Origin of the sequence: Allobosea sp. (assembly GCF_051860145.1) — a bacterium.
In the GTDB taxonomy this organism is placed as follows: Bacteria; Pseudomonadota; Alphaproteobacteria; order Rhizobiales; family Beijerinckiaceae; genus Allobosea.
On the sequence record NZ_JBHYEM010000006.1, the window covers coordinates 151,700 to 164,262 of the forward strand.

A 12,563-nucleotide genomic window follows, 5' to 3' on the forward strand; every position below is an offset into this window, starting at 1 on the left:
CCGGATGGCGGGCGTCTTCACCCTCGGCATCGCCACGCTCGACTATGTCTACAGTGTCGAGACCATGCCGACGCGCGGCGAGAAATACCGCTCGCGTGATCTCGCCGTGGTCGGCGGAGGCTGCGCCGGCAATGCTTCGGTCGCCATCGCCCGGCTCGGTGGGCGCTGCTGGCTGGCGACGCGGCTCGCCGACGATCTCACCGGCGATCAGATCGTCGCGGATCTCGAGCGCGAGGGGGTCGATGCGAGCCTCAGCCTCCGCGCCCCGGGGCTGCGCTCGCCCGTCTCCGCCATCCTCGTCGACGCCGCCGGCGAGCGCATGGTCGTTTCCTATTCCGACCCGACGATGCCGGAGGAGACCGGCTGGCTTCCCAGGGCGCTGCCGGACGGGACCGATGCCGTTCTGACCGATACGCGCTGGGGCGCGGGCGCGCTCGCGGCGCTCGGGCTGGCGCGTGCGGCCGGCATCCCCGGCGTGCTCGACGGCGACCGCCGGCCGCCGCACCCTGACCTCGTCGCGACCGCAAGCCACGTCGCCTTCAGCGCCCAGGCCTTGCAGGAGGTTTCGGGCGAGGACGATCCGCGCCTCGGCCTTGCGAAGATCGCGCAAGGCGTTGAGACCTGGCTCGCCGTCACGCTCGGCAAGGAGGGCGTGCTCTTCGTCGAGAACGGCGAGGTGGCGCATTGTCCCGCCTTCGCGATCGCGGCGGTCGATACGCTCGGGGCCGGCGATGTCTGGCACGGCGCCTTCGCGCTGGCCTTGGCCGAGGGGCAGGGCGAGCGCGAGGCCATCCGCTTCGCGTCCGCGACGGCGGCGATCAAATGCACCCGTTTCGGTGGCCGCGCCGGCACGCCGACACGCGACGAGGTCGAGCGGTTCCTGGCCGGGGCGCCTGCGCTGTAGGGAGCGCACGCGAACGGGCAGCTTCTGCCCGAAATTTGGGCAGGCGACCGCGGCAGGGCTATTGCCCGGCAAAGCGGCACGCGGAAGATTGGCCGAGCCACCCGCACCTGGGCTTTCGATGTTCGCACCGCCTCTTCCGGCTCCCGCCGACCCGCTCCTGCCCGCCTATGTCCGGGCCGATGGCGGCGTGCGCCTGCGCTTCGGCCGGGTGGGGTCGCAGACGCATCGGCTGGAACTGGCCGAGACCGGCGGCTATCGCGCCCGCTTCCCGACCACCTTCGACGCCAGCAGCGAGGCGGTGCTGATCAATACCGGCGGCGGCATGGCGGGCGGCGACACGATGCGGGTCGAGGCTGTCCTCGAAGCCGGCGCCGAAGCGGTCATCACCACGCAGGCCGCCGAGAAGATCTATCGCAGCCAGGGACCCGACACCCGCGTCGAGACCTCGCTCTCCGTGGGGCCGGGAGCGAGCCTCGCCTGGCTGCCGCAGGAATGCATCCTGTTCTCCGGGGCGCGGCTGGTGCGGGGCCTGACGATCGACCTTGCCACTGACGCCCGGCTGGTCGCCTGCGAAACGGTTTTCTTCGGCCGCAGCGCCATGGGCGAAGCCATGCAGCGCGGCGCGGTTCGCGACCGCTGGCGTATCAGGCGCGAGGGTCGGCTGGTCTTCGCCGACGATCTCCGGCTCGACGGCGCCATCGATGCGAGCCTGGCGCGGCCGGCGATTGCGGCCGGCGCCCGCGCCGCCGCGACCGTGATCGCAGCCGGACCAGACCATGCCGCATCGCTCGACGAGATCCGCGCGCTTCTCGCCGACGAGGTGTCCTTCGCCGGTGTCGAAGCCGGGGCCGGGCTCGTCTCCGGCCTGCTCCTGATCCGCCTGCTCTCGCCCGACGCCCAGGCGCTTCGTCGCGCCCTCGTCATGCTGCTTCGGCATGTGACCGGACGTGCGCTGCCGCGCACGTGGTCAACGTAAGGAGAGCACCATGCTGGCGATCCAAGGGCTGAAATGCATCTACGACACCGGCTCGCGGGGCTGGGCCGTCGAACTCGCCCTGAGCGGCGAGGGCGAAGCCGCGACCCGGCGTTTCGATGTCGACGGGCCCGACGATGCCGAGATGCTGATCGAGGCCTTCGACGAATCCACCGCGAGCAGCTTCGACCCCGCGACCGGCGAGATCGTCTTCGCCTATGAATATGCCGACCTCGATGAAGACGAGGACGAAGACGAGGACGCGGCTGAGGACGAGGAAGAAGACGGCGAAGAGGTCGAAACCTCCGAGTCCGACGCGGACGAAGACGAAAGCGAAGACGAGAAGGAAAAGGCATGAATCTGACGCCGCGCGAAAAGGACAAGCTGCTCGTCGCCATGGCTGCCATGGTGGCGCGGCGAAGGCTCGAGCGCGGCGTCAAGCTCAACTATCCGGAAGCCGTCGCGCTCATCACCGACTTCGTGGTCGAGGGCGCGCGCGACGGCAGGTCGGTTGCCGAATTGATGGAGGCCGGCGCGCATGTGCTGTCGGCCGATCAGGTCATGGACGGCATCGCGGCCCTGATCCACGACGTCCAGGTCGAGGCGACCTTTCCCGACGGCACCAAGCTCGTCACCGTGCATCAGCCGATCCGCGGCGCCTCGGACAGCCTCAGGCCGGGCGAGGTCACGACGCTGCCGGGCGATCTCGTCATGAACGAGGGCCGCGAGAGCCTGACCCTGACCGTCGCCAATACCGGCGATCGTCCGATCCAGATCGGCTCGCATTACCATTTTTTCGAGGCCAATCCGGCGCTCTCGTTCGAGCGCGAGAGGGCGAGGGGCTTCCGGCTCGACATCCCGGCCGGCACCGCGGTGCGCTTCGAGCCGGGCCAGACCCGCGAGGTCAGGCTGGTGGCGCTCGCCGGCAAGCGCGAGGTCTATGGCTTCCGGCAGCAGGTCATGGGTAAGCTCTAGCCGCGCCCTCCCGGCGAATGCGGAAAAGCCCATGACAGAGATTTCGGCCGAGCATCATCACGCGAACGGAACGAAGAAGCACGGCGTCTGCGCCATTTCCGGCGTCGAGACGAGCCGTAGGAACCTGGTGCCGCTGGAGGCGCTGCGCCCGTCGCTGGCGGAGCGGATTCTGGCCGACTTTCCCCAGCTCACCGAACACAGTCTGGTCAGCAAGGCGGAGCTCGCCCGCTACCGCACCCGCTATGTCGAGGAGATCCTGCGCGAGGAGCACGGCGAATACACCGATCTCGACCGGCAGGTCGTCGAGAGCATCGCCAAGCAGGATACGATCGCCGCCAATACCGACGATGATTTCGACGAGAGGCGCACGCTGGGCGAGCGCCTTTCCGACGGGCTCGCGAGTTTCGGCGGCTCCTGGGCCTTCCTGATCAGCTTCGGCTGCGTCCTCGTGGTCTGGATGGCGATCAACGTGGTCGCGGGAACAGGCGCTTTCGATCCCTATCCCTTCATCCTGCTCAACCTCGTCCTGTCCTGTATCGCCGCGATCCAGGCGCCGATCATCATGATGAGCCAGAAGCGGCAGGAGCATAAGGACCGGCTGCGCTCCTCCAACGACTATCAGGTCAATCTCAAGGCCGAGCTCGAGATCCGCCATCTGCACGAGAAGATCGACCATCTCATCACCCGGCAATGGCAGCGCCTCGCCGAGATCCAGCAGGTCCAGCTCGAGATGCTGCAGGAGACGCGCCCGCGGCCGCGCCGCAAGCCGGCCAAAGCGAAGCCGGCAAAACCGCGCGCTGCCGCCTCCACCTCCGGGCCGGATGGCTCGGTCTGAGATTTGCTAGAGCGTTTTCGAGCGAAGTGGATCCCGGTTCGCGTAAAGAAAACGCGTGAAAAAACAAATGCCCGGAGCATGTTCGCGAATCGAAGATGAGCGAACATGCTCCGGGTCCGTTCGGACCTCAACTGGAAAACAGCGATGCCTTTTCCGTTCCCGCGCAATGCCTATGCCGCCATGTTCGGCCCGACCACGGGGGACACGGTGCGCCTCGGCGACACCGAGCTCGTCATCAGGGTCGAGAGCGATTTCACCACCTATGGCGAGGAGGTGAAGTTCGGCGGCGGCAAGGTCATTCGCGACGGCATGGGCCAGAGCCAGGTCCGCAATGCCGATGGCGCGGTCGACACCGTCATCACCAACGCGCTGATCCTCGACCATTGGGGCATCGTCAAAGCCGATATCGGCATCAGGGCCGGCCGCATCTGCGCCATCGGCAAGGCGGGCAACCCGGATATCCAGGACGGCTTCGGCAATTTCTTTTCCGACGAGACCATCATCGTCGGCCCCGGCACCGAGGTCATCGCCGGTGAGGGCAAGATCGTCACCGCCGGCGGCTTCGACAGCCATATCCACTATATTTGCCCGCAGCAGATCGAGGATGCCCTGATGAGCGGGCTGACCACGATGCTTGGCGGCGGCACCGGCCCGGCCCATGGCACGCTGGCGACGACCTGCACGCCCGGCCCCTGGCATCTCGGCCAGATGATCAAGGCCGCCGACGCTTTTCCGATGAACCTCGCCTTTGCCGGCAAGGGCAATGCCGCGCTCCCCGGAGCGCTTGTCGAGATGGTCGAGGCCGGCGCCTGCGCGCTCAAGCTGCACGAGGACTGGGGCACGACGCCGGGCGCGATCGACAACTGCCTCTCGGTCGCCGACGACTACGACGTGCAGGTGATGATCCACACCGACACGCTGAACGAGTCGGGCTTCGTCGAGGATACGATCGCGGCCTTTAAGGGTCGCACCATCCACGCCTTCCATACCGAAGGGGCCGGCGGCGGCCATGCGCCCGACATCATGAAGGTGGCGGGGCTGCCGAACGTGCTGCCGTCATCGACTAACCCGACCCGGCCCTTCACCGTCAACACGCTCGACGAGCATCTGGACATGCTGATGGTCTGCCATCACCTGTCGCCCTCGATCCCCGAGGACCTCGCCTTCGCCGAGAGCCGCATCCGCAAGGAGACGATCGCGGCCGAGGACATCCTGCACGATCTCGGCGCGCTCTCGATGATGTCCTCGGATAGCCAAGCCATGGGCCGCGTCGGCGAGGTTATCACCCGCACCTGGCAGACCGCGCACAAGATGAAGGTGCAGCGCGGGCCGCTGCCGGACGATGCCGGCACCGGCGCCGACAACTTTCGCGCCAAGCGTTATGTCGCGAAATACACGATCAATCCGGCGATCGCCCATGGCATCTCGCGCCATATCGGCTCGATCGAGATCGGCAAGCTTGCCGATCTGGTGATCTGGTCGCCGGCCTTCTTCGCCACCAAGCCCGATCTCGTGATCAAGGGCGGCATGATCGCGGCCGCGCCGATGGGCGACCCCAACGCCTCGATCCCGACGCCGCAGCCCGTGCATTACCGGCCGATGTTCGGCGCCTTCGGCAAGGCCGTGAGCTCGACCTCGCTGGTCTTCGTCTCGCAGGCAGCCATCGCCAACGGACTCAGGAACCGCCTCGGCACCGACAAGGAGATGGTCGCGGTCGAGAACACCCGTGGCGGCATCTCGAAGAAGAGCATGATCCACAACGACGCGACGCCGGACATCCAGATCGATCCGGAGACCTATGCGGTGGTGGCGGATGGCGAGTTGCTGGTTTGCGAGCCGGTGAGGGAGCTGCCGCTGGCGCAGCGGTATTTCCTGTTCTGAGACATTCGTCATTGCGAGGAGCGCAGCGACGAAGCAATCCAGGGGGACTGCGCGCCACCCCCTGGATTGCTTCGCTGCGCTCGCAATGACGGCGGCCGCGATGATCCACGGCGGACGACTTAGTAGCACAGACATCAATCTGTGCTACTAAGTTCCCATGCAGCGCATCCCGCTCAACATCCAGACGCTCTATGCCGACCTGCAGCAGCAGGTCGCCAACGCCTCGTCGGACGAGGCGACCGTCGTCGCGACGACCATTGGCGGCATCCGCTATTTGCGCCTGCAGCGCTGGGTCGGCGCGAGCCGGACGATCGAGCATCTCGGCCGTGCCGATGATCCCGACGTGATCGCCCGTGCCGAGGCCGCGCGCGCCGAGATGGCGCGGCGGCAGGAGCGGCGCAGGCTCGTCTCGACGTTACGCCGGCTGATCCCCGGTCCGTCGCCCGCGCTCGGGCGCGTGCTCGACGCTTTTGCCCATGCCGGGCTCTTTCGGCGCGGTGCGGTTCTGGTCGGCACGGCTGCCTACCAGGCCTATGCGCCACTGCTCGGCGCGATCCTGCCGGCCGCGACCGTCATGACCCAGGATGCCGATCTCGCCACGGCCGACCTGGCGCTGACGGGTGATGTCGAAGGCGACAGCATGCTCACCATCCTGCGCCGCGCCGCATCCAGTTTCTCGGCGCTGCCGGGGCTCGTTTCAAAGGCCCCGCCGTCGCGCTTCCGTGATGGCGAGGGTTTTGTCGTCGATCTGCTGACGCCCCAGCGCCGGCGCAGCGACCGCGACCCGATGCCGCTCGCGGCGCTCAGTGCCGGCGCGACGCCCCTCCAGCATCTCGACTGGCTGATCGAGGAGCCCGTGCCGGCGGTCGCGCTTTACGGGGCAGGGGCGGCGATCATGCTGCCGCGCCCGGCGCGCTTCACCGTGCACAAGCTCATCCTGGCGCAGAAGCGCGGCGCGCATGAAGCGGCCAAGAGCCAGAAGGACCTGCTCCAGGCCGGCTCGCTGCTGGCGGCGCTTCGCGAGAGCGCGCCCTTCGAGATCGAGGATGCGCTGGAAGAGGCGTGCTCGCGCGGTCGTGACGGCTGGGCGCGGCCGATCGAGCGTTCGCTGGTCCAGATCGCCGCGGCTTGACTGCCGATCCAGAAAGATTGCTGCTCATCTGGATCAAAACGGCTTCTGCCCGGTTGTTGTCTAGCCCGCCCGTCGTCATGGAAAGTCCCGCCTATGGCTCTTCTTGCGACCACCGCTCCCGATATCTCGCTCCGCAATCTCGCGCTCGGCTTCATCGCCGCCGTGGTTTCGGTCCTGATCTTCCATCAGGGCACGATCCTCATCCTCAACGTCCTGAACCTGCTGCCGTCGGTGCCCTGGTCGCTGCGGCCGATCGGCCCGTTGAGCGTGCCGGTGCTGGTCAACCAGATGTTCTGGGGCGGCTTGTGGGGCCTGCTCTTCGCCGTCATCTGGCCCCAACTTCCGGGCCGCGATTTCTGGCTGAAGGGTCTGGTCTTCGGCCTGGCCGGGCCGTTGCTCATCGGCAATTGGCTGCTGGTGCCGCTGATCAAGGGCGGTGGCCCGCTCTTCGCCGGCTTCGATCCGCGGCGCATGCTGATCAGCGCATTGATCACGGCTGCCTTCGGGATCGGTCTCGGCCTGATTTATGGGGGGCTGCGCAAACGCGCCTGAAATCAGCGTGTTGTTGCGCCGCCGCATCTTGTGTTCCGCATCTTTACCGTGTGTTAAGCTTCAGCCTCGCGCCGCTGCATCCGTTCGGATGCCGCGCGCGTAAGCCGCGGGGGCGCGACGCCCTGCGAGGCAGGGAGACCAGGCTGGATGTCGGATCCGATAATCGTCATTGCGCGGGCGCGGATACGCCCCGACACGCGCGCGATGTTCCTGGCGGCCGCTGAGGATTGCATCGCCGTCACCCGCCGCGAACATGGTTGCCTGGCCTACGACATTCACGAGAGCATGACCGAGCCGGGCTATTTCGTCTTTCTCCAGAGCTGGGAGCAGCGCGAGCATGTCGACCGGCATTTTGCGCAGCCGCATTATCGGGCCTTCCTGAATGTCGCGGGGGCTTGCGTCACGGAGCCGCCGGTGATCGAAGTGGTCGAACCGCGATCGGTCGATCGCATCTGATCACTCATACGGGCTCAAGATCATGCTGCGTGCCACCTCCGTCATCCGCAAGGCCGCGGTCAAGCAGGACAGGATCGTCGAGACGCTGACCCTCGACCATGAGGACCGCAATCGCCGGCGCGTCTCGCTGAAAGGCGATGGCGGGCGCGAGATCCTGCTCGATCTCGACAAGCCGACCGCCCTCAACGACGGCGACGCGGTGAAGCTCGAGGACGGCAGCCTCGTCCTGATCAAGGCCGCGCCGCAGAGCCTGCTCGAGATCCGCGCCGAGAACCCGCTGCGGCTGATGCGGGTCGCCTGGCATATCGGCAACCGGCACACCCCGGCCGAGATCACCACCGACGCGATCTATATCGAGAACGATCACGTCCTGGCCGAGATGATCCGCGGCCAGGGCTGCGCGATGAGCGTGGTCGTGCGGCCCTTCCAGCCCGAGCGCGGCGCCTATGACCACGGCGGGCACGATCATGCTGGGCACGATCACGGGCATCACGGCCATGATCATCACGGCCATGACCATGGCCATCATGCTCATGGCGCCGCCTGCGGCTGCGGCCACGATCACCATCACGATCACGGCCATGATCATGGTCACGGCCATGACGATCATGCCCAGCCTCACGACCACGGTCATCATCACGGCGCCGAGCATGGTCACAAGGGCCACAAGCACGACCATTGAGCGGTGATGTCGCACGCTCACCTGCCTTTGATGGTCTGGCTCTCGCCGTCCTTTCCGGTCGGCGCCTTCGTCTATTCGCACGGGCTGGAATGGGCGCATGAGGTCGGCGACCTCACCGACGCACCGACGCTGCGCGACTGGCTCGATGCGCTGGTCGCTCACGGCTCGCTGCGCAACGATCTCGTCCTGTTCGCCTGTGCCTGGCGCGCCTGCGAGCAGGCCGACGACACGGCCCTCGCCGAGATAGCGGAACTGGCGCTGGCGCTGGCCAATTCCACTGAGCGCCGGCTGGAGACCGTGACCCAGGGCAACGCCTTCATCCTGGCCGCGCGCGCCGCCTGGCCCTGCGCCGGCTTCGACCGGCTGCGCGCCGCCTGGGATGGCGATGTCGCTTACCCTCTGGCTGTCGCAGTGGCCGCGAACAGCCATGAGGTGCCGCTGCGCCCGGCGCTGGAGGCCTATGGGCTCGCCTTCGTCGCCAACCTGATCTCGGCCTCGGTCAGGCTCGGCATCGTCGGCCAGACCGACGGGCAGAGGATCACGGCGGCCTTGGTCCCGGCCTTGCATGAAGCCGCCGCACGCGCGGAGGCGGCGACACTCGACGATCTCGGCGGCTGCGCGCTGCGCTCGGACCTCGCGTCCCTGCGTCACGAAACCCAGTATTCGAGGCTGTTCCGTTCATGAGCCAGGCGATCGCAATCGTGCTGTCGCTTCTGCTGATGACCATTGCGGGCCTGCATTTTTACTGGGGCCGTGGCGGCCTCTGGCCTGTGGCGAGCGAGCAGGACCTGATCGCGACGGTGATCGGCAATGCGAGGGCGACGCGCATGCCATCGCCCTTGCTGTGCACGCTGGTCGCGGCGGCGATCGCCCTGACCGCCCTCTGGCCGCTGCTGCTGGTCGGCGTACCGGGCACTGCCGCTGCCCGCCCGTTGCTGGTGCTTGGCGGCTTCGTCATCATGGCGGTGTTCCTGCTGCGTGGCATCGCCGGTTTCGTGCCGGCCTGGCGGCGGCTGCACCCGCGCGAGCCCTTCGCCAGCTACGATCGCCGCTATTATTCGCCGCTCTGTCTGCTGGTCGCTGCCGGCTACGCCATGTTGCTCTCGCAAGGAAACTGATCGATGACCCGCTCTCCTCACGGTCCCTTGCGGGTCGGCATTGGCGGCCCTGTCGGCTCGGGCAAGACCGCGCTGATGGAGGTGCTCTGCAAGCGCATGCGCGGCCGCTACGATCTCTGCGCCATCACCAACGACATCTACACCAAGGAGGATGCGCGGCTGCTCACCGTGGCCGGCGCGCTTCCCGAAGAGCGCATCATGGGCGTCGAGACCGGCGGCTGCCCGCATACGGCGATCCGCGAGGACTGCTCGATCAACCTCGCCGCCGTCGAGGAGATGCGCGGCAAGTTCCCCGATCTCGACCTGATCCTGATCGAGTCCGGCGGCGATAATCTCGCGGCGACCTTTTCGCCCGAGCTCGCCGACCTGACGATCTATGTCATCGACGTCGCGGCCGGCGAGAAGATCCCGCGCAAGGGCGGGCCCGGCATCACCCGCTCCGACCTGCTGGTCATCAACAAGACCGATCTCGCGCCCCATGTCGGCGCGGATCTTGCAGTCATGGACCGGGATTCGAAAACCATGCGCGGCAAGCGGCCCTTCGTCTTCACCAACACGCGGGAAGGCGAGGGGGTCGATGTGGTGGTGGATTTCATCGAGACGGCCGGCGGCCTGAGAGCCCCCGGCGACGGCGAAAGGATATGACGATGACGAAGCGGTTGATCGGCGCCACGGCGCTCATGATGGCGGCAGCCGGGCCGGCCCTGGCGCATACCGGCGTCGGCTCGGTCGAGGGGCTGTCGCATGGCCTCATGCACCCCCTGACCGGGCTCGACCACGTGCTCGCCATGGTCGCCGTCGGCCTCTGGGCCGGGCTGGTCGGCGGCAAGGCGCGCATCGCTTATCCGGTCGCCTTCGTCGGGACGATGGTGCTGGCCGGGCTCTGGGCGATGGCGGGCGGGCAACTGCCGGGCGTCGAGATCGGCATCGCGGCGTCTGTCGTCATTCTCGGGCTCGCGATCGCGCTCAACCTGTCGCCGCCGCTCGCCGCCGGGACGCTTGCCTGCGGCCTGTTCGCGATCTTCCACGGCTTCGCCCATGGCGCCGAGCTGCCGGAGAATGCCAGCGGCGCGAGCTACGCGATTGGTTTCGTCATCGCCACCGCGCTCCTGCATGGCGTCGGCCTGCTGCTCGCCGGCCAGCTCGCGGCGCGGGCGCCCGTTCTGGCGCGCGTCGCCGGCGGCGGGCTCGTCCTGGCGGGAATGGCGATCCTGGCGGGTTGATCCGCGTCGCGCGCGCGACGCATCATCGAGCATGAAGCCCGATCTCAAAATCCTGATCGTCGACGCGAACCCGGTTCGCGCGGCGATCATCGACGAGGGACTGCGCGAGGCCGGCTTCACCGACCTCGTGCGCATCGGCGCGACGCATGGGCTCGTCGCCGCGATCGAGGCGCATGATCCCGATGTCGTGGTGATCGATCTTGAGGATCCCAGCCGCGATGCGCTCGCCGACATGTTCCTGGTCAGCCGCCATGTGAAGCGGCCGATCACCATGTTCGTCGACCAGTCCGACACGGCCTCGATCGAGGCTGCGGTCGAGGCCGGCGTCTCGGCCTATATCGTCGATGGTCTCAAGAAGGAGCGGCTGAAGCCGATCCTGCAGACCTGCATCAGCCGCTTCAACGCTTTCCGGAAGCTGCGCGAGGAACTCGACGAGGCCCGTTCCCAGCTCGACGAGCGCAAGCTGATCGACCGCGCCAAGGGCATCGTCATGCGGCTGAAGGGCCTCGGCGAGGACGAGGCCTATGCCCTGATGCGCCGCACGGCGATGAACGAGAAGCGCAAGCTCGTCGAGATCGCCCGCTCCATCATCACAGCAGCGGAGGTGCTGAAATGACCCTGCACCTGCGCGTCGGCTTCATGCCGCTCGTCGATGCGGCCCTGCTCGTCGCCGCTGCCGATGCCGGCTTCGCGGAGGCGCAGGGTCTTTCCCTCGAGCTCGTGCGCGACGTGTCCTGGTCGAACCTGCGCGACAGGCTGCATGTGCGCCTCCTCGACGCCGCCCATATGCTGGCGCCCGCCGCGATCGCCTCGACCCTGGGCCTGGGTGGCGTCACCGCCCCGATGGCCGCGCCGATCCTGCTCAACCTGAACGGCAACGCGGTCACGGTCTCGCTGCGCCGCTATGAGGAGCTGGCGCGCGCCGCGACGGGCGACCTCGCCGATCCGGCGGTGTCGGCCCGCGCGCTCGCCACGATCGTCGCCCGGCGCGAGGGGGCCGGCCTGCCGCCGCTGACCTTCGCCGCCGTCTTCGGCTTCTCCAGCCATACTTATCTGCTCAGCGACTGGATGGCGCTGGGCGGCGTCCGTCTCGGCCAGGATGTGCGCTTCGAGGTCGTGCCGCCGGTCCAGACCGTCGAGGCGCTGAGCAGCGGCCGCGTCGACGGCTTCTGCGCCGGCGCGCCCTGGAACACGCTCGCCGTCGCGGCCGGCGTCGGCGCGATCCTGCATAGCGGCGTCGAGCTGCAGCAGGACTATCCGGAGAAGCTGCTGGCCTGGCGCGCCGACGATGTCGAGCGCCGGAGCGAGGCGGTGTCCCGCCTCAATGCCGCCCTGGTCATGGCGAGCGATTGGGCCTGTGAGGAGGCGAACTGGCCCCGCCTGGCGACGCTCCTGGCGGCTCCCGAACGTCTCGGCACCCGCGCCGACATCATCGAGCCGATCCTGCGCGGCGAGATCATGCAGGGCGGCGGCCGGCCCGTGCGCGCCGTCGCGGACTATATTCGGCTCGATCGTACGGCGATCCGCCCCGATCCCGCCCATGCCGACCGGCTGCTCGCGGCGATGGCCCGTGCCGGCCAGTGCACGGCAGATGCCGCTGCCGGGGAGGCCGCGCGCGCCGTGTACCGCCCGGACCTGTTCGACGCGGCCCTGCGCTGAAGATTTAAGCTGCGCAAGATTTGTGCAGCTGCGCGCCTTTTGTGCGCTGCACAAGAGCCGCAATGCCGCCGACCACCTCGCGCTCGCGAAGAGTCAAGTTAAAGCAATTCAAAGGCTTGCCGGAATCGAAGCTGCTGGCACGGCTCTTGTATTGAGAGAGGCGACGCGGCCAA

The 12,563-nt window shown here is 67.7% G+C and carries 16 protein-coding genes; all 16 read left to right on the forward strand.

Translation table 11 applies throughout. The features are described 5' to 3' along the window. Window positions 1-4 precede the first annotated feature (4 nt). The 16 genes from ACTIF2_RS12615 to ACTIF2_RS12690 all read left to right on the forward strand — a co-directional run bounded on the left by ACTIF2_RS12615 (window position 5) and on the right by ACTIF2_RS12690 (window position 12,390). Window positions 5-904 carry a PfkB family carbohydrate kinase gene (locus ACTIF2_RS12615; protein ID WP_439497419.1) on the forward strand — a complete coding sequence of 300 codons (900 nt, stop codon included), beginning with the start codon at window positions 5-7 and terminating at the stop codon, window positions 902-904. Window positions 905-1,022: 118 nt separating this feature from the next. Next, on the forward strand, window positions 1,023-1,880 hold the full coding sequence (locus tag ACTIF2_RS12620) for an urease accessory protein UreD (protein WP_439497420.1): 858 nt from the start codon (window positions 1,023-1,025) through the stop codon (window positions 1,878-1,880). Between the two features lie 10 nt (window positions 1,881-1,890). Beyond that, complete coding sequence (locus ACTIF2_RS12625; protein WP_439497421.1) at window positions 1,891-2,235, forward strand: hypothetical protein; 345 nt, start codon at window positions 1,891-1,893, stop codon at window positions 2,233-2,235. Next, on the forward strand, window positions 2,232-2,852 hold the full coding sequence (locus ACTIF2_RS12630) for an urease subunit gamma (RefSeq protein ID WP_439497422.1): 621 nt from the start codon (window positions 2,232-2,234) through the stop codon (window positions 2,850-2,852). Before ACTIF2_RS12625 ends, ACTIF2_RS12630 begins: the two co-directional genes overlap by 4 nt. Before the next feature lie 31 nt (window positions 2,853-2,883). Then, complete coding sequence (locus ACTIF2_RS12635; protein ID WP_439497423.1) at window positions 2,884-3,687, forward strand: DUF1003 domain-containing protein; 804 nt, start codon at window positions 2,884-2,886, stop codon at window positions 3,685-3,687. 144 nt (window positions 3,688-3,831) lie between these two features. Further along, window positions 3,832-5,568 carry an urease subunit alpha gene (gene ureC, locus ACTIF2_RS12640; protein ID WP_439497424.1) on the forward strand — a complete coding sequence of 579 codons (1,737 nt, stop codon included), beginning with the start codon at window positions 3,832-3,834 and terminating at the stop codon, window positions 5,566-5,568. Window positions 5,569-5,725: 157 nt separating this feature from the next. Continuing rightward, entirely contained in the window at window positions 5,726-6,700 is a 975-nt protein-coding gene (locus ACTIF2_RS12645; protein WP_439497425.1) for a GSU2403 family nucleotidyltransferase fold protein, read from the forward strand. 93 nt (window positions 6,701-6,793) lie between these two features. After that, window positions 6,794-7,252 carry a hypothetical protein gene (locus ACTIF2_RS12650; protein ID WP_439497426.1) on the forward strand — a complete coding sequence of 153 codons (459 nt, stop codon included), beginning with the start codon at window positions 6,794-6,796 and terminating at the stop codon, window positions 7,250-7,252. A gap of 147 nt (window positions 7,253-7,399) precedes the next feature. After that, window positions 7,400-7,708, forward strand: a complete 309-nt coding sequence (locus tag ACTIF2_RS12655) for a putative quinol monooxygenase (RefSeq protein WP_439497427.1) — start codon at window positions 7,400-7,402, stop codon at window positions 7,706-7,708. A 22-nt stretch (window positions 7,709-7,730) separates the two neighbouring features. Beyond that, complete coding sequence (locus ACTIF2_RS12660; protein WP_439497428.1) at window positions 7,731-8,390, forward strand: urease accessory protein UreE; 660 nt, start codon at window positions 7,731-7,733, stop codon at window positions 8,388-8,390. A gap of 6 nt (window positions 8,391-8,396) precedes the next feature. Then, the gene (locus ACTIF2_RS12665; protein WP_439497429.1) at window positions 8,397-9,074 is read left to right on the forward strand and encodes an urease accessory protein UreF; all 678 of its coding nucleotides are present in this window, start codon (window positions 8,397-8,399) and stop codon (window positions 9,072-9,074) included. Beyond that, window positions 9,071-9,508, forward strand: coding sequence for a DUF3995 domain-containing protein (locus ACTIF2_RS12670; RefSeq protein WP_439497430.1), 438 nt, complete (start codon window positions 9,071-9,073; stop codon window positions 9,506-9,508). Before ACTIF2_RS12665 ends, ACTIF2_RS12670 begins: the two co-directional genes overlap by 4 nt. A 3-nt stretch (window positions 9,509-9,511) precedes the next feature. Then, entirely contained in the window at window positions 9,512-10,153 is a 642-nt protein-coding gene (gene ureG / locus ACTIF2_RS12675; RefSeq protein ID WP_439497431.1) for an urease accessory protein UreG, read from the forward strand. Window positions 10,154-10,155: 2 nt separating this feature from the next. Next, window positions 10,156-10,731, forward strand: coding sequence for a HupE/UreJ family protein (locus ACTIF2_RS12680; RefSeq protein WP_439497432.1), 576 nt, complete (start codon window positions 10,156-10,158; stop codon window positions 10,729-10,731). A gap of 31 nt (window positions 10,732-10,762) precedes the next feature. Beyond that, window positions 10,763-11,347, forward strand: a complete 585-nt coding sequence (locus tag ACTIF2_RS12685; RefSeq protein WP_439497433.1) for an ANTAR domain-containing response regulator — start codon at window positions 10,763-10,765, stop codon at window positions 11,345-11,347. Beyond that, window positions 11,344-12,390: a CmpA/NrtA family ABC transporter substrate-binding protein gene (locus tag ACTIF2_RS12690; protein WP_439497434.1), complete on the forward strand. Its 1,047-nt coding sequence runs from the start codon at window positions 11,344-11,346 to the stop codon at window positions 12,388-12,390. The genes ACTIF2_RS12685 and ACTIF2_RS12690 overlap by 4 nt, the downstream gene beginning before the upstream one ends. Window positions 12,391-12,563: the final 173 nt, after the last annotated feature.